At 67.0% G+C, this 22,321-nt stretch carries 15 protein-coding genes; 11 read left to right on the forward strand and 4 right to left on the reverse strand.

Annotated features, from left to right (window positions below):
• Positions 1 to 343: 343 nt before the first annotated feature.
• Positions 344 to 1,189 carry a peptidyl-prolyl cis-trans isomerase gene (locus tag HWX09_RS25235; protein ID WP_027782080.1) on the reverse strand — a complete coding sequence of 282 codons (846 nt, stop codon included), beginning with the start codon at positions 1,187 to 1,189 and terminating at the stop codon, positions 344 to 346.
• A gap of 881 nt (positions 1,190 to 2,070) precedes the next feature.
• On the opposite strand from HWX09_RS25235, the gene HWX09_RS25240 reads away from it, so the two are divergent.
• Entirely contained in the window at positions 2,071 to 2,676 is a 606-nt protein-coding gene (locus HWX09_RS25240) for an RNA polymerase factor sigma-70 (protein WP_027782079.1), read from the forward strand.
• Positions 2,657 to 2,848, forward strand: a complete 192-nt coding sequence (locus tag HWX09_RS25245; RefSeq protein ID WP_027782078.1) for a zf-HC2 domain-containing protein — start codon at positions 2,657 to 2,659, stop codon at positions 2,846 to 2,848. The genes HWX09_RS25240 and HWX09_RS25245 overlap by 20 nt, the downstream gene beginning before the upstream one ends.
• Positions 2,849 to 2,883: 35 nt before the next feature.
• Here the strand turns inward: HWX09_RS25245 and HWX09_RS25250 are convergent, their stop codons facing one another.
• Positions 2,884 to 3,201 (reverse strand): DUF4148 domain-containing protein, encoded by a 318-nt coding sequence (locus HWX09_RS25250; RefSeq protein WP_034185347.1) that lies wholly within the window; start codon positions 3,199 to 3,201, stop codon positions 2,884 to 2,886.
• 373 nt (positions 3,202 to 3,574) lie between these two features.
• On the opposite strand from HWX09_RS25250, the gene HWX09_RS25255 reads away from it, so the two are divergent.
• From HWX09_RS25255 to HWX09_RS25290, 8 genes are all read left to right on the forward strand, one after another.
• Complete coding sequence (locus HWX09_RS25255; RefSeq protein ID WP_027782077.1) at positions 3,575 to 4,963, forward strand: undecaprenyl-phosphate glucose phosphotransferase; 1,389 nt, start codon at positions 3,575 to 3,577, stop codon at positions 4,961 to 4,963.
• 129 nt (positions 4,964 to 5,092) lie between these two features.
• Positions 5,093 to 6,349 carry a polysaccharide biosynthesis/export family protein gene (locus tag HWX09_RS25260; RefSeq protein ID WP_034185258.1) on the forward strand — a complete coding sequence of 419 codons (1,257 nt, stop codon included), beginning with the start codon at positions 5,093 to 5,095 and terminating at the stop codon, positions 6,347 to 6,349.
• The gene (locus tag HWX09_RS25265) at positions 6,346 to 6,849 is read left to right on the forward strand and encodes a low molecular weight protein-tyrosine-phosphatase (protein WP_027782075.1); all 504 of its coding nucleotides are present in this window, start codon (positions 6,346 to 6,348) and stop codon (positions 6,847 to 6,849) included. The genes HWX09_RS25260 and HWX09_RS25265 overlap by 4 nt, the downstream gene beginning before the upstream one ends.
• Positions 6,846 to 9,116 (forward strand): polysaccharide biosynthesis tyrosine autokinase, encoded by a 2,271-nt coding sequence (locus HWX09_RS25270; protein ID WP_027782074.1) that lies wholly within the window; start codon positions 6,846 to 6,848, stop codon positions 9,114 to 9,116. The genes HWX09_RS25265 and HWX09_RS25270 overlap by 4 nt, the downstream gene beginning before the upstream one ends.
• The gene (locus tag HWX09_RS25275; protein ID WP_027782073.1) at positions 9,113 to 10,333 is read left to right on the forward strand and encodes a glycosyltransferase; all 1,221 of its coding nucleotides are present in this window, start codon (positions 9,113 to 9,115) and stop codon (positions 10,331 to 10,333) included. The genes HWX09_RS25270 and HWX09_RS25275 overlap by 4 nt, the downstream gene beginning before the upstream one ends.
• Entirely contained in the window at positions 10,330 to 11,493 is a 1,164-nt protein-coding gene (locus tag HWX09_RS25280) for a polysaccharide pyruvyl transferase family protein (RefSeq protein ID WP_027782072.1), read from the forward strand. The genes HWX09_RS25275 and HWX09_RS25280 overlap by 4 nt, the downstream gene beginning before the upstream one ends.
• Complete coding sequence (locus HWX09_RS25285) at positions 11,490 to 12,779, forward strand: oligosaccharide flippase family protein (RefSeq protein ID WP_027782071.1); 1,290 nt, start codon at positions 11,490 to 11,492, stop codon at positions 12,777 to 12,779. The genes HWX09_RS25280 and HWX09_RS25285 overlap by 4 nt, the downstream gene beginning before the upstream one ends.
• Entirely contained in the window at positions 12,769 to 13,824 is a 1,056-nt protein-coding gene (locus tag HWX09_RS25290) for a hypothetical protein (RefSeq protein WP_027782070.1), read from the forward strand. Before HWX09_RS25285 ends, HWX09_RS25290 begins: the two co-directional genes overlap by 11 nt.
• Here the strand turns inward: HWX09_RS25290 and HWX09_RS25295 are convergent, their stop codons facing one another.
• Positions 13,825 to 14,814 (reverse strand): hypothetical protein, encoded by a 990-nt coding sequence (locus tag HWX09_RS25295; protein WP_051421330.1) that lies wholly within the window; start codon positions 14,812 to 14,814, stop codon positions 13,825 to 13,827.
• 406 nt (positions 14,815 to 15,220) lie between these two features.
• Positions 15,221 to 19,915, reverse strand: coding sequence for an ESPR-type extended signal peptide-containing protein (locus HWX09_RS25300; protein ID WP_027782068.1), 4,695 nt, complete (start codon positions 19,913 to 19,915; stop codon positions 15,221 to 15,223).
• Between the two features lie 637 nt (positions 19,916 to 20,552).
• On the opposite strand from HWX09_RS25300, the gene HWX09_RS25305 reads away from it, so the two are divergent.
• Positions 20,553 to 22,199 carry an APC family permease gene (locus HWX09_RS25305; protein ID WP_051421359.1) on the forward strand — a complete coding sequence of 549 codons (1,647 nt, stop codon included), beginning with the start codon at positions 20,553 to 20,555 and terminating at the stop codon, positions 22,197 to 22,199.
• Positions 22,200 to 22,321 lie beyond the last annotated feature (122 nt).

Below are 22,321 nucleotides of genomic sequence, written 5' to 3' on the forward strand. Positions count from 1 at the left end.
CCGCGCATGACGATGCGTGCGGGATAAAGGGAGTAAAGGGAGAACAGGGAGAGTAAAGAGAGGTGCGTGGCTACCGAACGCTGAGGTTCGACGCTCGCATGAGGCAGCGTTAGGAGTAGTGCTACAAAGTAGCGTGAACCACGACCGAGCCCACCGGCCGCCGTCGAACTTGCCTCGGCGCCACGCACGACCAGCATAGCGCCGCTGCGTGCTTCAACCAATCGGACCAGGCTGATTTTCCGGTCACATTTACGTGCTCGGGTTTGACGGTCATGCTGCCGCCATTTGGCGGTGCCGCGCGGAGCCGCCTGCGTTTCCGCCTGCCGCCCGCGCGAAACCAGCGTTACTGGCGAATCGTTGCTTGCGACGCCAGTTTGTCGACCAGCGCGTTCATGGCCTGGCTCGTCGCATGCGCTTCCATTTGCTGGCGCAACACGGTCTTCGCCTGATCGAACGTCGGCACGACGGTCGGCCGCTTCTCGGCGAGCTTCGCGAGCACGAACGCATTGCCGACCTGAACCGGGCCGACGGTCGCGCCCGGCTGCGCCGATGCGATCGCCTGCGCGACGGGCAACGGCAGGCCGCCCGTGTTGCCTTCGGTCACAGGCGTCTTCAGCGAGAACCACGGGGCGACGCCCGCATTGTCGACGGTGTTGTACTTCTTCGCGACCGCGTCGAATGCGGCGCCCTGCTTCAGCTCCGCGAGCGCGGCATTGGCCGTGGCGGCGTCGGCAACGCCGATCACTTCCGTGTGGTAGTCGAACTTCCCGGCGGACGCGACGATCGCGTCGTAGCGCGCCTTCACCTGTGCGTCGGTCACGGGCTGCACGCGGGTCGTATCGCGCAGATAGAGGTTCGCGGCGGCTTCCGTGCGGGCGCGCGCCACGATGCCGAGCACTTCCGGACGGCTGCCGTAGTTCGCCTTGTCGGCGGCCTGCTCGACCAACTGACGGACGATCAGGTCGCGCTTGATCTGCGCGCGCAGCGCCGGCGTGTCGGGCTGGCCCGATGCCTTGACGATGCTGTCGACATCGGCTTGCGCGATCGGCTGGTTGTTGACGAGCGCCGCGACGCCCTTCGGTAGTGCCGATGCGGCTGCTTGCGGCTCGGCGGCCGATACGTGCGTGATACCGGCCGCGCCGACGAGCGCGACGATGGCGGAAATGGCGTGGAGGCGATTCTTCTTCATGAGGGTGTCCTTCCTTGGTAAGTGAAATCGAATATCGCGCTCGGCATGACGATGAACGCGTGTTCCCGCGATGCCATCGCGGCTGGTCTGCCGACGCCACGGTGCAGCGAGGCGGTCGTCACGCAGAAGGGTGATGCATGCACTTGCGCAACGTTTCGTGTCGCGGCACCGGCAATCAGGGCTCGCGCCGCGATTGCGCGCCCGCGTCATGCGTGTTTGCGAACGCCGGCACGAAAGAATGTCCTGCGCTCGCATCTGGCAGCGTTGTTCCGACAATCAACCGTGGAGGTCAATTAACGCGACCGAGCCCACCGGCCGCCGCAGGGCACTCATTCGTGTCGGTTCCACAAGCGGTTCGCTGCGCGCCCGGGAAAAAGACGCCGCCCGAACCCGAGCGGCGCATCGAACGAAGACGAGCTTCGGATACGAGGTATCGAACGGTCACCATGCATCCGTTCGATTCGATCATTGTCAAGGGGTCGCAAGTATTCGCACAATCGGCCCAGTCCGATTCGGGGTGTCCGTGCGAACGCCGATCCATTGAATCAGACAGGTCTGATTCCCTCTCCTACCGGCGTTGGACACAATGGCCGTGCTGGATGACACCCCCTGTCACCCCGGCACATCGCCGTAGTTGTCTCCGTTCGACACCGCCCGCTCCGGGCGGTGCTTTTTTGCGCACGGTCGCGATGGCAATCGCCGTTTCGATCGAAACAGGCGGGTTCAGGCGTGGGCGCTCGGTGGTGGTCGGTGGGCGCGGCCACGACAGAGGTGTTGGAGTTGAAACAGATACGCTGCCATATGCGGACATCGAACGCTTACGCCTGAGCCCGACCGCTTCCCCGTGCCACGTCGGCACGACACAGGCGAGGTCTCGCACGATGCACACCCATCACGCCACGCACCACGATCCGGCCTATCTTGCCCGGCTCCGATACGACCTGCTGCGCTTCGCCCGTATGCAGCTACGCGACGCCGATGCAGCGGAAGACGCGGTTCAGGAATCGCTTGCTTCTGCATGGATGCATGCCGATCAATTCGATGGTCAATCCGAACACAAGACCTGGGTGTTCGGCATCCTGCGGAACAAGCTGATCGACACGATGCGTGCACGCAGGCGAACGATCAATGCATCCGCGCTCGAATCCGGGCTCGACGGGGAATCGCTGTTCGATCGGGAACTCTTCGACGCGTCGGGTCACTGGGCGCCACATGCGGCACCGCGCCCGTGGCCCAGGCCCGACACCCTGTTGCAGCGGCAACAATTCTGGACGCTGTTCGAATCTTGCCTGAACCGGCTGCCGGAACGGCTCGGGCAGGTCTTCATGATGCGGGAATTCCTCGAGTTGGAGATGCCCGCCATTTGCGACGAGCTCGCGCTCACCGCCAATCACTGCAGCGTCCTGCTCTATCGGGCACGAACGCATCTGCGCACTTGCCTCACCGAACAAGGACTGACGACTCAAGATGCTGCCGGGGAAGTGTAAAGACATCGCGCGCCTGCTGTCGGACGCGCTGGATCGCCCGTTGACCGCAAGCGAACGGTTGCGCGTACGCGTGCATTTGCCGTTGTGCGGCAGCTGTCGGCAGTTTCGCGAACAGATTGCGGTACTGCGCGACGCGGCGCACGCCGCGAGCCGGATCAAGCATTCCGCATAGGGAATGCTGCGCCTCTGCGGCGCAGCGTCGCCGGATCATCGCCCGCGATAGATCGGCAGTTCGTGCCCGAGCGGCTCGACCCGACCGCCAGATTCCGACACGGCACCCATCCGCACCCCGTATCCGCTTGCATCCGCCGGGACTGCTTCCGCCATCCGGGTCTTCATCAGCGCCGCCTGCAATTTGACGGGATAGCTCGGATCCTCGCCCGACGACCGGTAGCCCGTGGCCTGCAACGCGACCAGTCCAGCTCTGACCTGCGCGCGCGTCACGGCTTCCCGAGCAGCGGCGAATGCGGGGATCGACGTGACGGCAACGGCAATCGCAACAACCGGAACGAAGAGTTTGTTCATGTGACTTCTCCTGATCGTAAAAAGGTGGATGTCGGCCACGATCGTCATGGCCGACACCGAATCTGTCGATCCGGAATCACGGATATGACAGCGCAATCGTGGGGCTCGCGCCGCCCGATGAAATCCGTCGCGCCACGCTCCAGCGAATTCCGGCCTTCCAATCATTTTTCCACCTAAGTCCAGTCCTACAAAATATCCGTCAGGACTGCATCGAGTCCGATGGTTTTGAGATGCCATCGCCCATAGACTCGTTTCATTCCCGGATCCGCGAGACGAATTTCCGGGCGAAACGCCGCGCATGCGGCCGCGGGTACGAAGCGCGATCACCGCGAAGATCCAGCATGCGCGCGACAGGCATGAATGGGTGAATCACATGAAAAAGAAACACGCTCCGCGCAGCGAGATCGTCGTATGCACGGTCGACGTCGTCGTAATCGTCTTGGTCGCGGCGCTGGCACACCAGGGATCGCTCAGCGATTTCGCCACGCTCAGGCTCGAAGCAATTCTGGCCGGCGTCAGTGCGCTGCTCGCCGCGTTCCTGCTGCGGCTTGCGGGCCTCGGTCTTGACGGCCGCAAGCTGCCCGCGACGCGTCATGCGTTGCGCACGCTCGCGCTGTGGCTCGTCGTGCAGGGCTTCGTCTTCGTGAAGATGGTCGCGCTGACGACCGTCACGGTCGTGCTGCTGACCTGGTTCCTCGACTGGACGATCGGCGTGGCCGCCGTGCTGATCGTGTTCCGGATCGCGCTCAGCGTGGCGCGCCGCCGCAGCCTGCGCGCGCCGGTCGCACCGGCCAGGGTTGCGATCGTCGGCAGCGGCGCACGCATCGTGCAGATCGCGGCGGAACTCCGCTCGAGCGCGGCGGCCCGCTACCGGATTGTCGGCGTGTATCGCACGTCTGGCGAAACGGTCGGGCTCGGCGACGATGCGCCCGTGCTGAACGATCTTGCATCGTTCGCCTCGTGCGCACGTCGCGAGCATGCGGAGGAAATCTGGATCGCACTGCCGCTCGACGACGACGCAACGGCTCGCGCAGTCGACGAGTTCCGGAGCGATTTCGTCGAACTGCGCCTGATGCCAGACGTCAGCAAGCATGCGCTATTCGGCAGCCGCGTCGACGAGATTCTCGGCGGGCCGGCCATTTCGCTGGCCGCACCGCCGCTGTCGCGCGGCGCGCTGGTACTGAAGGCGGTGTTTGATCGCATGTTCGCCGCCGTCGTACTGATCGTGCTGATGCCGGCACTGCTAGCGATCGCGCTGGTGATCAAGCTGTCGTCGCCGGGGCCGGTACTGTTCACGCAGCAGCGGCGCGGCGCCGACGGTCGCACGTTCGACATCTACAAGTTCCGCACGATGCGCGCGCATGCGGAACAGCCGGGCACGGTCGTGCAGGCGTCGCGTGGCGACCCGCGCGTCACGCGGATCGGCGCGCTGCTGCGCCGCACGAGCCTCGACGAGCTGCCGCAGTTCGTCAACGTGCTGCTCGGCGACATGTCGGTGGTCGGCCCACGGCCGCATGCGGTGGAGCACGATGCGCAATACCGGACGCTCGTGGACGGCTATATCCACCGCTACCGGATCAAGCCGGGCATCACCGGCTGGGCGCAGGTCAACGGCCTGCGTGGCGCGACCGAGCGGGTCGAAAGCATGCAGTCGCGTGTCGAGTATGACCTGTACTACCTGCGCAACTGGTCGTTCGCGCTCGACCTGCGAATCATCGGCGCGACGGTGCTGAAAGGGATCGTGCACCCGAACGCGTACTGAGCGGCGCGGTCGCTCGCCTGTGCGGCGGGACGGCTGCCGCCTTTTTTTGATTGCCCCATCCGGCCTCGCGCGAGCGAGGCCACCGCGCGCCGTCGCCTCGTGGCACGCCGCGCAACAGGAAAGAAACCCATGAACCTCCCGATCGCATCGGCGGACGCGAGCCGTCGCCGTGCGCTCGCGCTCGTTCTGACGGCCTGCGTGTGGCTGTCCGGATGCGTGCTGGCGCCCGGCATGAAAATGAACCCGCCGTCCTCCGGGCCGCTCGACGTTGCCCCGGGCAACGCGCTGGGCAATGTCACGACGCCGGCCGCCCACACTCGCCTGATCGCGACGCCGGGCACCGCACCGGCGAACGCCGGCGGCAACGTCGCCGCATCGCCTGCGTCGCGCACGCCCGTCGCGATGCCGCCGTTCGTCACGATCGATCCCGCGCTCATCGCCCGCCAGAACACCGCACGCGATGCCTCTGCCGCGTCGTTCGACGTACCGGCCGCGCCGCGCGCGCCGTCCTATCGGATCGGCCCCGGCGACGTGCTGCAGATCACCGTATGGGATCACCCCGAACTCGCCGCCGCGCAAACCGGCGCGCAGCAGACCCCGCCGCGCGCAGCCGATCCCATCGCCGGCTTCGTCGTCGACGATCGCGGCAACCTCACGTTCCCCTATGCGGGCTCGCTGAAAGTCGCCGGGTTGACCGTGGCCGACGCGCAGGCACGCGTGAAGCGCGCGCTCGGCGCGATCTATCGCGATCCGCAGGTGACGCTGCGCGTCGCGTCGTTCCGTTCGCAGCAGGTCTACGTCGACGGCGAAGTCCACACGCCGGGCGCGCTGCCCGTCAACGACGTGCCGATGACGCTCGCCGACGCGATCGCGCGTGCGGGCGGCTTCACGGCCGCCGCCGACCAGAGCGATCTGACGATCGTGCGCGGCGGCGTGCCCGTGCGTGTGGATTTGGCGCGCCTGCTCGAACGGCATCGCGATCCGTCCGGCATCGTGCTGCGCGGCGGCGACCTGCTGCGCATCGGCGCGCGCGACGACAACGGCGTGTACGTGATGGGCGAGGTGAACCGCCCGCTGCGCGCACTGCCGAAACGCAACGGCCGCCTGTCGCTCAGCGACGCGCTGCTGCAGGCCGGCAGCATCAATTCGAACACGGCCGACGCGGCGCAGATGTTCGTGATCCGAGACGCGCATGGTCGCACACCGACGGTATTCCATCTCGACGCGCGTTCGCCGGTCGCGATGGTGCTCGCGAACCAGTTCGAGCTGGAGCCGAAGGACATCGTCTACGTGGACGGCGACGGCCTCGTCCGCTTCAGCCGCGTGCTGAGCCTGCTGCTGCCGAGTGTCAATACGGGCGTCGCCGCCGGGATCGCGGCGAAATGAGCGCGCATCCGTTTCTGCTCGTCGTGTGCGAAGGCAATATTTGCCGCAGCCCGCTCGCGGCCGCGCTGTTCGCCGCGCGGCTGCCGCACGTCGGCGTCTGCTCCGCCGGCCTCGCGCCGCTGACGGGCCACGCCGCCGATCCACTCGCGCGCGACATGGCAGAAACGCGCGGGCTGACGCTCGACGCGCACGTCGCCCGGCCCGTCACGCGCGAGCTGGGCACGCGCGCCGATCTGATCTTCGTGATGGACGGCGAGCAGCGGCGCACGCTCGAATCCCGCTACCTGTTCCTGCGCGGCCGTGTGTTCCGGATCGGCGAACACGCGCGCGGGCCGGGTAGTGCATCGCCCGGCTTCGATATTCCCGATCCGTACCGCGGCACGCGTGCCGATTTCATTCATTGCGCGACGTTGCTCGACCTCGCGGTCGAGGGCTGGCTGCCGCGCATCGCGGCGCGCTGGCCTGCAGCCGGCACGCCTTTCCCGATTTCCTCGTCATGACCACTTCCCCTCTCCCGGAGCGCGAGATCGACCTGATCCACGTGCTCGACGTGCTGCGCGGCGCGCGCTGGACGGTCGCCGCGATCGCGGCCGCCTGTATCGCCGCCGGCACGCTCTACGCGTTCGTCGCGCCGCCGACCTACCAGGCCGACCTGATGATCCAGACCGACAGCGCGACCGACACCGCGTCGAAGAACCTGCTCGGCGACGCCGCGTCGTTCTTCAACGTCGCGTCGCCCGCATCGGCCGAAGCGCAGGTGCTGTCGTCCCGGCTCGTCGTCACGCGTGCGGTCGACGACCTGCGCAGCTACATCGTCGCGAAGCCGGCGCGCGTGCCGCTGCTCGGCGCGTTCGTCGCGCGCTTCAACGACGGTGTCGCCACGCCGGGCATCCTCGGCTTCGGCGGCTATGCATGGGCGCAGGAGCGCGTCGACGTGACGCGTTTCGACGTGCCGCCGCGCGTTGAGGGCGACACGTTCCGCGTGGTGCGCGTCGATGCGACCCGCTACCGGCTGTCGGGCTCCAGCCTGACGGCCGATGCCGTCGGCACCGTCGGCAAGACCGAAACGTTCTCGACCAACCATGGGCCGCTGACCCTTCTCGTCGCCGGCTTCGACGCGCAGCCGGGCACCGCCTTCAAGCTGATCCGGCAATCGCGCGCCGAGACGATCGACACGCTGCGCAAGACACTCGACGTCCAGGAAAAGGTCAAGCAATCGGGCGTGCTCGTCGCGACGTTGCGCGGCAAGAATCCCGATACGATCAGCGCGACGCTCAACGCGCTCGCGCACCGTTATGTCGAACAGAACACCGAGCGGCGGACCGCCGATGCAACCCTGTCGCTCGCTTTCCTGAACGGCCAGTTGCCGCTCGTCAAGCGGCAGCTCGAACAATCGGAGCAGCGCTATGCGACGCTGCGCAGCGGCATGCACTCGGTCGATCTGGCAGAAGAAAGCAAGCTTGCGCTCCAGCAGGGCGCGGATGTGCAGACACGCATGCTCGAACTGCAGCAGAAGCGCGACGAACTGTCGAAACGCTTCCTGCCGACACACCCCGACATGGCCGCGCTCGACGCGCAACTCGCCACGCTGAAACGCGAGCAGGGCAGGTTCGACGCACGCATCGCGCGGCTGCCGGCACAGCAGAGCGAGGAAGTGCGCGCGCAGCTCAACGTAAAGGTCAACACCGACCTGTACACCGCGCTGCTGAACAACATCCAGCAGCTCGAACTCGTGCAGGCCGGCAAGACCGCCAGCGTGCGCGTGGTCGACACGGCCGTTTCGCCCGTCGACTCGGTGCGGCCGAACCGCCCGGTCGTGATCGCGGCCGCCGCGCTGGCCGGGCTCGCGCTAGGCTTGATCGCCGCATTCGCGCGTGACTTCCTGTACGGCGGCCTGACGGCGGTCGACGAGATCGAGCGCTACACGTCCCTGCCGGTGCGCGCGATCCTGCCCGCCGCGGCGCGCCAGCGCGGCCTGACGCGCGCGATGGAGCGCCGCGACGGCGGATTGCACGTACTCGCGTACGACGATCCGTTCGAACCCGCGATCGAGGGCCTGCGCAGCCTGCAGACGACGCTGCATTTCTCGCTCTCCGGCGTCGCCCATCCGCTCGTGCTGATCACCGGCCCCGCACCCGGCACCGGCAAGTCGTTCGTATCGGCCAACCTCGCCGCGGTCTGCGCGTCCAGCGGCCAGCGCGTGCTGCTGATCGACGCCGACCTGCGCAGGGGTTACCTGCACCAATGCTTCGGCCTCGAACGCGGCGCCGGCTTCGCCGACGTGCTCGCGGGTCACGCGAACCTCGACGACACGCTGCATCGCGGCATCGCGCCGAACCTCGACTTCCTGTCGACCGGCACCCTCCCCGATGCGCCGTCCGTGCTGCTGCAACACGAACGCACCGGCGCGCTGCTCGCCCGGTTGCGCGAACGCTACGACCTCGTCGTCGTCGATACGGCGCCGATCCTCGCCGCCGCCGATGCGACCTGGCTCGCCACGCACGCGAACACGACGCTACTCGTCGCCCGCGCGGGCGCGACGCGGGCCGGCGAACTGATCGAATCGGCCCGCCGGCTGCCGCAGCGGGCGGAAAGCGCGGTGAACGTCGTGCTAAACGCGCTTGACCCGCGCGCCGGCGCATCGGCGTTCGGTTCGAAGTACGGCGGCTACCGCTATGAAGCGTATCGCTACACCTGCGACACGCGTTGCACGCACGTGGCCCGCCTGCGCGCCACCCTTCGACGGCTGCTCCGGAGGTCCGCATGACCGAACTCGATCTGATCGAACCGCCCGTCGTGCGTCCGCCCTCGCCGACCCACACGCCCGAGCCGCCAGCGCGCGCCGACGCGCCGCTGCGCATCGCGCTCGTCGTCGAAGCGGCGGGCGGCGGCGTCGCCGTGCATCTGACCGACCTGATCGCGGGCCTGCGCGCCCGTTCGAACGTCGAGCTGCATTTGATCGCCCCGCTCGGCGACCGCTTCGACGACGCGATGCTGTCGCACGCCGCCGCGCAATGCACGTCGTTTCACCGCCTGCCGTTGCGGCGCGCGGTCAGTCCGCACGACCTGCGCGGCGTGCTCGCGTTGCGCGCGCTGCTGCGCCGGCTGCAGCCCGACATCGTGCACAGTCACAGCTCGAAAGCCGGCGCGCTCGCGCGCTTGTGCCGCGGGCCGTGGAAGCAGGTCTATACGCCGCATGCGGTCTATACGCTGAATCCGACGCTGCCGCCGATGAAACGCGCGTTCTACGGCGGCATCGAACGCCTGCTCGGCAACCTGTGTTCCGATGCGGTGATCGCGGTGTCGCGCGACGAAGCGGACCATCTGCATACGCTCGGCATCTCACAACGCCGGATCCGCCTCGTCGAGAACGGCGTGACGCCGCCGGCATTGCTGCCGCGCCCCGCCGCGCGCGCGGCGCTCGGGCTCGCGAAAGACACGTTCGTCGTCGGCTTCGTCGGGCGCTTCGATCACCAGAAGGGCGTCGACCGCCTCGTGCGCATCGCGCGCCTGCTGGAGCGGCGTTACGACACGCGCCTGCAAGTCGTCGCGATCGGCTCCGGCGATTTCGATCGGGCCGCCGGCGCCGAGACGCACGACCTGCCGATGAATCTGCACGTCGCCGGCCGCATCGACGACGCGCGCCGCTATTTCTCCGCGTTCGACCTGCTCGCGTTGCCGAGCCGCTACGAAGGCTTCCCGTACGTCTGCCTCGAAGCCGTCGCCGCGCACGTGCCGATGGTCGCGACGCGGGTCGCGGGTGCGGCCGAACTGATCGGCGAGTACCACGTCGGCATGGCCGTGCCGAACGACGACGATCCGGCGGAATTCGCCGCGATGGTCGCGCGGCTCGTCGACCACCCGACCGCCCGCGCGACGATGCGCACGCAATGCGCGCAGGCCTACCGGTATTTCTCGGCCGACGCGATGGTCGACCGTACGTTCGCCGTCTATCTCGACCTCCTCAAGGACAACGCATCATGACCCGCCCCGTTCACGTCGCGCTGCTGCATGCGTACAGCGCGCGCAATTCCGGCGACGGGCTGCTCGTCGAGCTGTCGGTCGCGTTGTTGCACGATGCATTCGGTCCCGACACCCGGGTGTCGATCGTCGCGGCCGATCCCGCATCGTTTCCCGATCATCCCGACGTGCGCCCGGCGCCGGTGCTCGCCGCGACCGGCAGCCGGCGCGTCGTGCAAGCCGCTGCCGCCGCACTGCCCGTCGCGCTCAACCCGTCGCTCACAGACCTGCGCGCACTGTTGAGCAACGTCGACGTGATCGTCGGCGTCGGCGGCGGCTATCTGCGTGCGCGCAACGCAATCGAGGCCCTGAAGCTGGAAGCTGGCCACCTGGTGCAGATGCGCGCCGCTCGTGCATCCCGCAAGCCGGCCGTCTATCTGTCGCAAAGCATCGGGCCGGCGGCCGGCAATCCGGTGCTCGCCAGGCATCTGACGTCGCTGCTCGCAGGCTTCGATACCGTGTTCGTGCGCGACGGCCGGTCGGCCGCGCTGCTCGCCGCGAATTCGAACACCCGCCGTGCGCCCGATCTCGCGGTACTCGCGTTCGGCCAGCGTGCGGGCGGCCTGCCCGAGCGAGCGAACGCCGCCGCCGCGACGCCAGCCCATGTCGCGCTCGTGCTGCGCCGTCCGCCGGCCTGGAGCGATGCGCAATGCGCGTGCTACCACGCGTCGACCGCCGCGCTGATCGAGCGGCTGCGGGAGTCCTGCCGGGTCACGTTCGCGGTGCAAAGCACCGGACGCGGCAACGACGACGGCGCGTACTACCGCGAACGCGGCTTCAACGCGTCCCGCTCGCTGAAAGAAGTGCTTGCCGTCGACACGCCGGACGCCGTCGTTTCGGTGCGCCTGCACGGCGCACTCGAATCGGTGCTGCACGGCGTGCCGGCCTATCACCTCAGCTATGAGCGCAAGGGATTCGGCGCCTATGCCGATCTCGGCGTCGGCGACTGGGTCGCGAATGCGGCGGATTTCGACGCGGACGCCGTCTGCGACACGCTGTTCGCACTCGATGCACTGCGCCGCTTCTGGTCACAGACCGAAACCGGGATCGTGCGTCTCGGACTCCAGCGCGAGTGGATCGTCACGGCACTGCGCGATGCGCTCTGCAACGGGGCGACGCCATGAGTGCCGCCTGGTCGCGTCTCGCGCTGCGCGTGAGCGCCCTCGGCCTGAAGTTCATGCTGACCATCGCCGTCGCGCGCATGCTCGGCTTCGACGCGGTGGCCGTATACGGCTTCGCGCTGGCCGTGTCGGTTGTCGCGTCGAAGGTGCTCGGGCTCGGTTTCAGCACCGAGATCAATCGCCGGCTGTCCGGCCGCGAGCCGCGCGAGGCGATCCGAACCTGCGTCCGCCTGTTCGGGCTCTACGGGGGCGTCTATGCGATGCTGTGCGGATTGGCCGCACTGCCGGGCTGGGCCTCCGGTGCGTGGCGCGTCGCGGCGCTGCCGGGTATGCCGCTGGTGCTGGTCGCACTGATCGCGTGCGCCGAGCATGCGGCGCTCGAAGTCAATACGTGGCTGTTTTCGCTGCATCGCACGCGCGCCGCGTCGTGGCTCCTGTTCGTCCGCGCCGGCGCATGGGCCGGCGTCGCGATCGCCGCGCTGGCGGCCGGCGCGATCGATTCGATCAACGGGCTGTTCGCGATCTGGCTCGTCGCTAACGTAGGCGTCGTCGCAATCGGCTGGGCGCTGATCGTGCGCGTCGCGCGCAGCCTGCCCGCGCCATCGGCCGGTTTCGCCGCGCCCTCGGGACTCGCCAGGGTCTGGCGCGACGGGCTGCCGTTCTTCGTCGCGCTGCTGCTGCTGTCGGTGCTCCAGTATCTCGAGCGCTTCGTCGGGTCCGCGATGCTCGATGCGAACGAACTCGGCCGCTACGTGTTCGTGTGGTCGATCGCGAACGCGATCCAGACCATCGCGTCGGCCACCGTCGTCGCGGTCGCCGCGCCGCGCCTCGTGCGTACGCTCGACGGCACGCACGGTGCGGCGCAGGCGTTCCGCCGCGAGCTCGCGCAGTCGCTGCGCGCATCGCTCGCGTTGACCGGTGCGGCAGCGATCGCGATTGCCGTCGCGCACGGCTGGATCTTCCGGCTGGCGCATGCCGGCGGCGGCGCGGCGCCGACCGCGATCTTCATGGTGCTGCTGCTGTCGTTCATGCTGCGCGCGGCCGCCGACGTACTGTGGGCAGCCGCCGTCGCGCTGCGCGCGGGGCGCGTCGTGGCCGGCGTGATGGCCGCGCTGACGATCGTCTGCGTGCCGATGTCGATCTCGCTGGTTCACGAGCAGCGCGCGCTCGGCGCGGCCGGCGCGCATCTCGTCGCCAGCATTGCCGTGACCGCGTGGCTCGCGTGGATCGTCATGTCGCGCCTGCCCGTCGCTCGCCGCGCGCGCCCCGGATCCGCCGATGCTGCGTAGCCTGATCGCCGGCGGGCCCCAGCTGAGCCGCGGATTGCGCGATGCCGTCGCAGCGGCCGTCGCGCTGCTGTATCTCGCCGTCTATGCGAACGCGCGCGCGCTGCTGCCCGAGTTCATCTTCCGCGATGCGGACAAGATCCAGACGCAGATCGGCGGCGGCTCGACCTACGACGGTTCGTCGTTCGACGCGGTCGGCAAGCTGTACCAGGCGCTCGGCGACCCCGGCACTTGGGTATTCGTGGCGACGCTCGGCGTCGCCACGATCGTGATCGCGCTGCGCAGCACACGGCGGCTCGGCGGCTTGCTCGCCTGTCTCGCGCTGCTCGCGCCGTGCCTGTTCTTCAACCTGTTCGTCGCCAGCAAGGACACGATCGTCGTCGCGATGTCGATCGCATTGTTCGCAGCAGCCCGTCTGCGCGGCACCGCGCGGCCGATGCTGGTCGCCGTGTTGCTCTATGTCGGCTATGCGGCAACGATCCGCAGCTATTTCGCGCTGATTCTCGCGATCGCGCTCGCGGCTTGGGCGTTCCGGCGCATGTCGGCGCTGCCTAGGATCGCCGGCGCGCTGCTGGCCGCCGCCATGCTCGTCGCGCTGCCGAACGCCGTCTATATGCTGCTTCAGCGGCCGCGCGATCTCGCGGTCGACTATCTCGTCTATGCGTCGCCATTCGGCGCCCGGACGAGCTTCTACAACCCGTTCCCGCCCGATTCGTTCGTGCATTTCGCGGGCAACTACGCGTACTCGCTCGTCCGACTCAATCTGCCGGTGCTGTTCTCGTTCGATCCGAAGGGATTCGCGATGCAAGGATTGATCGCGTTGTTTCTCGGCGCCGCGTGGCGCCGCGTGCCCGCCGGGCGTGCGCATGACGGCAGAACCACCCCCGCACGCGCCGGCGAGCTGCTCGCCTGCCTCGTGCTCGGCCACGTGGCCGTGTCGATGCTGTTCGAACCCGATCTCGGCAGCTACCTTCGGCACCTGTCGAGCGTGTCGCTGTTCGCGATCGCACTGTGGTCGATCCGCACGCGGCCGTTGTCCCCGGCCTGATCAGCGGCCGGCAGGCACCGCGCGCAGCGACGATTCGACCGCGTCCAGCGCGGGCTTCGGCGTACGGTCGTCCCGGACGATGCCGTAGCTGCGCTGCGCGGCATCGGTCGCATGGGCCGTATCGGCCCATTCGTAGAGCGAGATCAACGGCGTGGCAAGGTGGCCGCGCGCATCGAACAGCGCCCGCAGGCGCTTCGCCTGGCGCTGCTCGCCAGCCGCGCCCGCGCTCGGCACGCCGACTTCGGTGACGATCGCGGGCAAGCCGTAGCGTGCGCCGATATCGTGCGCGGCATCGCGGATTTGCGCCGGCGTCATCCCGTATGCGTGATACGCCACGGCATCGAGACAATGCGGCGCCGCGCCGTGCGTCTGCATCAGCAGGCGGTCCGGCACGCTGCCCGGCAGCGGCGCACGCGCGAACGCGAAGCCGACGATCGGCACTGCCGTCCGCCGCTCGGTCAGTCGGCGGCAGAGCGCATTCGCGAACAGCGGGAACGTGTGGACGACATCGCCCGTCGACCAGTAGCGGCCCAGATCGGGTTCGTTCCACAACTCGACGGCGACCAGCGCGCGGGCGTGCTGGTCGGCAAGCTGCACGATCGCGTCGGCCGTCCGCTCGCCCGCATTCGCGAGCGTCGCGGCGAACGCGTCGCCGCTCGATGCGGCCGGCGCAAGCGGCTTGAGTGCCCGCACGGTAAGCAGCACAGGCAGACGGGCCGACCGCGCGGCCGCGAATGCATTGTCGATCTGCCGGCGATAAGCCGCGCGATCGAGGTGATCGGTCCATACGCCGAAACGCACGAATTCAAACCCGGCCTGCCGGACCTGGCGCGCATCGTCGGGTGTGAACGACTGGATTTTGACCTGAATGCCGACGAGCGGCTTGTCTGCGGTGGCGCCAGGCCAGGGCTGGCGATCGGCGGCGAGCGCCGCGAGCATCGACAGGCAACCGAGCACGGCGACGACAAGCTTGCGGATGACAGGGAACATGGTGTGAACGGAGAATCGACGATGTTGAGGGCATCGCGACGCGACGGCGGATATGCCGGCCGCGTTCGGCCCACGTGCAACGGCGCTTGTTCGCGACCGCGTACGACGACTTGAGATCGGTTGCGGAAACGGGATGACCACTGCATCGGTGGCCGATTGAACCGACGCACCTTATCGATGGAATGTGGCCGCAACGTTTTCTACCGGCATCGGCATTGTTCCAGACCACTGCACGATTCACCATCGGACTGGTCCCAGGCACCCGATGTTCCTGCCGAACCGCGACGGAGCAGGAGCCGGCATGGGATACGCAGGACTTCCATCCATGCAAAACGCAAAAGCCCTTGACCGGCACGCATACACCGATCAAGGGCATCCGTCACGTTACGCCATGACGGCAGACCGCTTACCAGTAGAAACCGCCACCCACGACGGCGCCGACTTCGCCGCGACTGCTCGTGTTCGCCGATGCCTTGATCGTCCACTTGCCGTCACGGGTCATGTACGACACGCCCAGCGCCGAACCGTACTCACCGCCGTACGTGCTGCCGGCCATCGCGACGAACGTCCGACCGGGCAGCGTCGACTGCGGCAAGCCCGCCACCGCCATCGCCGCGGCCACGCCGCCCATCGCGTCCTGACGTGCGCTGCGAGCTGCATTGTTCATCTGCTGCACGTTGACCGCATCGGTCGGCGCGGTGCCGGCCGCGACGTTCGTGATTTGCCGCTCAGCGCCCGCACTACCGACCGACACCGCGTTGTCGCGATCCGCGACCGAACCGGCGCCCAGCGCGACCGAGTTGTTGCCCGATGCGTTCGCGTTCTGGCCGACTGCCGTGCTGCCGCTGCCGGACGAATTCGAACCCTGGCCCAGCGCCGTGCTGCCGGCGCCCGACGCGTTCGAGCCGTGCCCGATCGCCGTGCCGTTGTTGCCGGAAGCCAGCGAACCCTGACCGATTGCCGTGCTGCCGCCGGCCGATGCGCTCGCGCCGTTGCCGATCGCCGTGCTGTTGCTGCCCGCCGCATCGGCTTCAGGGCCGAGCTGCACGCTGCCTTCGCCACTACCGGACGGATCGAAGTCGCCCGAGCCGTTACCCGGTCCGCCGGGGCCACCGGAACCCCCACCCGCCTCCAGGTCGGACACACGGTCGCCGAGGCCGGAGAACCGATTCTCGAAGTCCTGCTGCATCGCGAACAACTGGCCGCCATTCACCGCATCCATGCTGCCCGACGCGATCAGGCCCGGTGCGACGTTGTGCAGCCAAGTACCACCCGAGCCACCGAATGTCACGTGGTCGAGATCGACACCGTCGTACACCACGGCACCGAGTTCCTTGCCCGTGTAGTCGATCAGGCCGGTTGCCTTCAACTGCGCGATCGTCACCGCATCGTCGTCTTTCACACCGTTCGCGACACCCGACAGCGTGCGCGCACCGCCCGTTCCGGCGAAGTTCACCGACGTGCCGCCCGTGCTCGCGGCGACCGTGATCGCGCCCGTCGTCCGGTCCTGCTGGACGAGACCGATCTGGCCCGACGCGAGCTGGCTGTTGATGTTCGTGATCTCGGTACGGTTGTCCGAGATATCCGATGCGTTCTGCGCGACGGCCTGGTTCGTGGCATACAGTTGATCGCCCGTGACCGCATCCACGCTGCCTGCCGCGACGTCGCCGTTTGCGATGCCCGTCAGCTTGCGCTCACCCGCCGTGCCGGCAAAGTTCACCGCCGCGCCGTCCGTGTTCGCGCCGACCATCAGGTCCGCGCCCGCCGCCGATTGCTGCACCAGACCGATCGAACCGCTGTTCATGTCGCTGCGGATCTGCGTGATCGACGTTTCGTTGTTCGTCACACGTTGATCGAGGTTGCTTACGTTCACGCCGACCGTATGCAACTGATCGCCCGTGACGGCATCGGTGCTGCCTGCCGCGACATCGCCGTTCGCGAGGCCCGTGAGCTTGCGCTCGCCCGCCGTGCCGGCAAAGTTCACCGCCGCACCATCCGTGTTCGCGCCCACCGTCAGATCCGCACCCGCGGCCGTTTGCTGCACCAGGCCGATCGTGCCGCTCGACAGATCGGCGAGTTGATCGTTGATCGTCGTGATGTCCGTCGTGTTCTTTGCGATATTCGTCGTGTTCTGCGTCACACGACCGTCGATGTTCGTCACTTGCGTGTTCAGATTCGACACGTCGCTGCCGAGCTGGGTCACGTTGCTGCCCAGATCCGCGATGTCGGACGTGTTCTTTGCGACATCCTGATTCGTGGCATGCAGTTGATCGCCCGTGACGGCATCGGTACTGCCAGCCGCGACGTCGCCGTTCGCAAGACCCGTGAGCTTGCGCTCGCCTGCCGTCCCGGCGAAGTCGACGGTCGCGCCATCGGTGCCCTTCGCAACCGTGATGTCGCGGGTCGTCGCATCCTGCTGCACGAGGCCCGTTGTACCACTGCCGATCTGGTCTGCGAGCGCCTTGATGTCGCCTTCGTTGATCGCCACACGACCATCGATGCTCGTCACTTGCGTACCGAGGTTCATTACGTCGCTGCCGAGTTGGGTCACGTTGCTACCCAGGTTCGCGATGTCGGACGCGTTCTTCGCAACGTCCTGATTCGTGGCATGCAATTGATCGCCCGTGACGGCATCCGTGCTGCCTGCCGCAACGTCGCCGTTCGCGAGACCCGTGAGCTTGCGCTCGCCTGCCGTGCCGGTGAAATTCACCGCCGCACCATCCGTGTTCGCACCCACCGTCAGGTCCGCGCCTGCGCCAGCCTGCTGGACGAGGCCCGTCGTGCCGCTACCGATCTGGTCCGCGAGCGCCTTGATGTCACCTTCGTTGACCGTCACACGGCCATCGATGTTCGTTACTTGCGTGCCGAGGTTCGCCACGTCGCTGCCGAGCTGGGTCACGTTATCGCCCAGGTTCGCGATATTCGTCTCGTTCTGCGTCACACGGCCATCGATACTCGTCACCTGCGTGCCGAGGTTTGTCACGTCGCTGCCGAGCTGGGTCACGTTGCTGCCCAGGTTCGCGATATCGGACGTGTTCTTCGCGATGTTGCCGTTCGCGGTCGTCAGCGCTTGGTCGAGCCCGTCGAGCGCTTCACCCACGGTCGTTTTCGTGCCACCGTTCGCGAGGTTGTACGTCGGGCCCGTAACGGCACCCGTCACCAGATCGATCGATGCGCCGCCGCCGAGCGCTTCCACCACCGGCGACAGCTGCGACACGTTCACCGCATCCGTGGCCTCCGTGCCGGCTGCCATGTTGGTGATCTGGCGTTGCAGTGCCGAGGAGCCGACGGACACCGTGCTGTCCCGATCCGCGACCGAGTTGGCGCCAAGCGCGACCGAATCGTGACCGGACGCCGTTGCAGATACGCCGACGGCCGACGAGCGCAGCCCCGTTGCAATCGTCCCCTTGCCCAGTGCCGTACTCGACTCACCCGATGCCGTAGCACTCACACCCAGCGCGATAGCGTTCGTGCCGCTCACGGTTGCGCTGTGACCGATGGCGACCGCGTAGGTACTCGTGGCTTCCGCGGCGCCGCCGATCGCAATCGAACCGGCTGCAGCCTTCGCGGGGGCGGCCACCGTATTGATCTTCACGTAATCGTCCGTGATTGCGCTACCCAGCTTGCTATTGATCGTCGTGATGTCGGCCGCGTTCTGTGCGATGTTGGTTTCGTTCTGCGTCACGCGGCCGTCGATGTTCGTCACGTCGCTGCCGAGCTGGGTCACGTTATCGCCCAGCTTCGCAATGTCGGACGTGTTCTTCGCGACGTCCTGGTTCGTTGCATACAGTTGATCGCCCGTGATGGCATCGGTGCTGCCAGCCTCGACGTCGCCGTTCGCGATGCCCGTCAGCCGGCGCTCGCCCGCCGTCCCGGCGAAATTCACCATCGCCCCGTCCAAGCCTGCGGCCACGGTGATGATGCGGGTGGTCGCATCCTGTTGCACCAGCCCCACCGTACCCTCGCCGATCTGCGTCTGCAGCTCGGTGATGCTGGTCCCGTTAGCCGTGACGCGTCCATCCATATGAGTGATGTCGGCGGTGTTCTGCGCGATCTGCTGATTGGTGGCATACAGTTGCGAACCGTTCACCACGTCAGTGCTTGACGCCGACACATCGCCAGCCTCCACATTCACGATCTTGCGTTGAACTGCGGTCGATCCAACGGAAATCGTGTCCGCTTTATCGGCAACGGAGTTGGTGCCGATGGCCACTGCGTTGGATGCACTCGCATTTGCGTTGTAGCCGAGCGCCACAGCACCCGCAACGGACGCCTTGGCCGTGTTACCCACCACCGTGGTGTAATTACCCGTTGCAGACACAGCGTTACCCAGGGCCAGCGCGCCGGTGCCACTCGCGGTGGCAAGACGTCCAACGGCAACCGCCCCACTACCCGATGCGGTCGCCGAGCTACCGAATGCGGACGCCGAAATTCCAGAGGCCGTCGCACTCGTGCCAACGGCGGTCGCATAGGTAGTGCCGGCCAACGCGCTATTACCCAAGGCCGTCGTGTAGTCGCCGTTCGCATTGGCGTAACGTCCCGTGGCAACCGACCCGAGGCCCGATGCGGTCGAAAAACTGCCAAAGGCAGACGACGACGTACCGGTGGCCGACGCCGAGGCGCCAAAGGCGGCCGACGACGTACCCGAGGCCGACGCAAAGGCGCCAAAGGCGGCCGACGACGTACCAGTGGCCAGTGTGCCGCTGCCCACAGCCGTCGCATCCTTGGTGAGAGCCTGAGCACTGTTGCCGATGGCGACGCTATTCTCGCCGGACCCGATGGCCGCGGTCGTGCCGCTCACCTTGACGTAGGTGTCGTCCAATGCGGCCATGGTGCCGATCGAGCCGATACTCGAAGCGTTGCATGCGCCTGTTTCTCCAAGCGTGCCGTTCCGCCCATCGACGGTCGTGCAGGCGCCTGCATCCGTCGAATCGGCGAAGGCCTGCGGCGCCCCCAGCCCGAGCAGCATGGCTGCCAGTGCAATTGCGCTACGCACCAGCGCGCGCTGGCCACCGGACTTCTTCCGGCTCGTGGCAAATTCCGAAGCCGCCACCCAAGTACCCGTGACCGTATTGAAGATGGTGCGATGCGTCTTGTTCATGGCGACTCCTGAGATAGGGGTTCATCTGTCAGGCGTCACTTTATTTCTGGGGCGCTCCCCATTCGATCGGACCAGTCCTAAAAACGACCGCACCTCGCACTTGGGCACTGGCCCCAAATAGATTGATCAATGTCCGCACAATAAGAGACACATCGCATTGCGGCTTCTGGTGGTGCGCTTGAATGAACGAGCGCCCGTCGCTCCGCACCGCAGTTTCCGACTAGTCCGATTGCCCCGTCTCCCAATTGTTGCGAGCATCGTCTACCCGCCTCGATCGGCGCTCAAATCGGCGACCGATCGGGCACGCACCGCGGGCGCATTTGCGCCAATGCGGCATTCCTGTTTCGAGCAACGCGCAATACCTGCTCGCAATCCCGTGCGGCAGCCACGTATTTCAGGCCGCCTCGCAGCGACAGGAAGCCGGTTGCCGCGATATCCGGACCCGCATCTCTCCGGCATGCGTGATCGTTGCACTCATTCACGGTGTGCTCGCTTCTCGCCACGTCGCGCCCGCATGGTTCAACCCGATTCCCGATTCCGGTATGTCGACGCTCGCCAGTCATCCTCTGCGATCGTCCTCGACACCGCATCACGGCTCCGGAATCCCAACAGGATTATTTCGATGAGCGAAGTAGAACTGCCTACACTTGGCACCGGCCCCGCCACGCGCGAGGCTCCGAATGATGCCGATACCGGCGGCCATACGCTGCAGCGCGGCCTGACCTGGAAAGATGGCTTCTGGGTCACGAGCGGCGTGCCGGCCGGCGTGTTGTTCACGATCGGCGGCGTGTCCGCGACGATCGGCCACCCTGCATGGGCGATCTGGATCGCCGCGATCACGATGGGGTTGATTCAAAGCGCGACCTACGCGGAAATCTCCGGGCTGTTCCCGCATAAATCAGGCGGCGCGTCGGTGTACGGCGCGATGGGTTGGGTGCGTTACAGCAAGCTGATTGCGCCTTTTTCCGTGTGGTGCAACTGGCTCGCATGGTCGCCGATGCTCGCGCTCGGTTGCGGCCTCGCGGCGAGCTATGCGCTCACGAGCCTGTTTCCCGCCGATGCGGCCATCGTGCAATGGAAGCTGACGCTGGCTGACCTGAGCTTCATCAAGCCGGGGCTCTCGCTGCGGATCAACGCGACCTTCGTCATCGCGGCGATCCTGCTTTTGATCACGTTCCGGCTTCAGCACAGCGGCGCATCGAAGGCAGCAAAGACGCAGCGCATTCTCGGCATCGCATCGCTCACGCCGCTCTTGATCGTCGGCATCGTGCCGTTCGTCACCGGCGACGTGCCGATGTCGAACCTGCTCCCGCTGCTGCCGCTCGGTCACGATGCGCAAGGCAATCTCACGGCCGCGACGCTTGGCACGTGGAACGGGCAAGGCGTGACGATGGCGCTCGGCGCGATGTTCATGGCCGGCTGGGCCTCGTACGGCTTCGAGACGGCCGTCTGCTACACGCGCGAATTCCGCGATCCGCGCCGCGATACCGCCAAGGCGATCTTCTGGTCGGGTGCGCTGTGCCTCGTCGTGATGACGCTCGTGCCGATGGCGTTCCAGGGCGCGCTCGGCACGCAGGCGATGCTCGATCCCGCGATTCGCGACGGCACGGGCGTGGCGGCCGCGATGGCGAAGATCGTCGGCGGCGGCGCGTGGGTCGCGAATGCGATCGTCGTGATGCTGATGCTGTCGATCCTGCTGATCGTGATGACGTCGATGATGGGCTCGTCGCGCACGCTGTACCAGGCGTCGGTGGACGGCTGGCTGCCGAAATACCTGTCGCGCGTGAACGAGCACGGTGCGCCCACCAGCGCAATGTGGACCGATCTCGGCTTCAACCTCGTGCTGCTGATGATGTCGGACTACATGACGGTGCTGTCGATCTCGAACGTCTGCTACATGCTGTTCGTGTTCCTGAATTTGCAGTCGGGCTGGATTCACCGGATGGATCGCGGCAACTGGGAGCGTCCGTTCCGCTGCCCGACGTGGCTGCTGGTTGCGGGTGCGATTTGCGGGTACGCGAACCTCGTCTATGTCGGCGCGGGCGCGGACCTGCAAGGCGAAGGCACGCTGCGCAACGGGCTGATCGCGATGCTGCTGATCGTGCCGGTGTTCGTCTATCGCCACTACTGGCAGGATCGCGGCCGTTTCCCCGCGCAGATGCAGCACGACATGGAACTGGAAGTGCCGAAGCGCGACAAGTTGCTGAATCTCGCGCCGTATGCGGCGCTGATCGGGGCGGTGCTGACGGTCTGGCTGTCGTATCACTTCGCCTGGGTGCATTGAGCATCGATTGCCCGCCGCGTCGAATCAGCCTGGTCTGATGGGCGCGCGCGGCTTTCGATGATAAGCTTGTTTTGCGCGGGTCCGGATTCGCAGGACTAATCGGTCCTCACCCAGCTACGCTC

The sequence above is a fragment of the Burkholderia sp. BCC1208 genome (assembly GCF_902833095.1).
Lineage (GTDB): Bacteria > Pseudomonadota > Gammaproteobacteria > Burkholderiales > Burkholderiaceae > Burkholderia.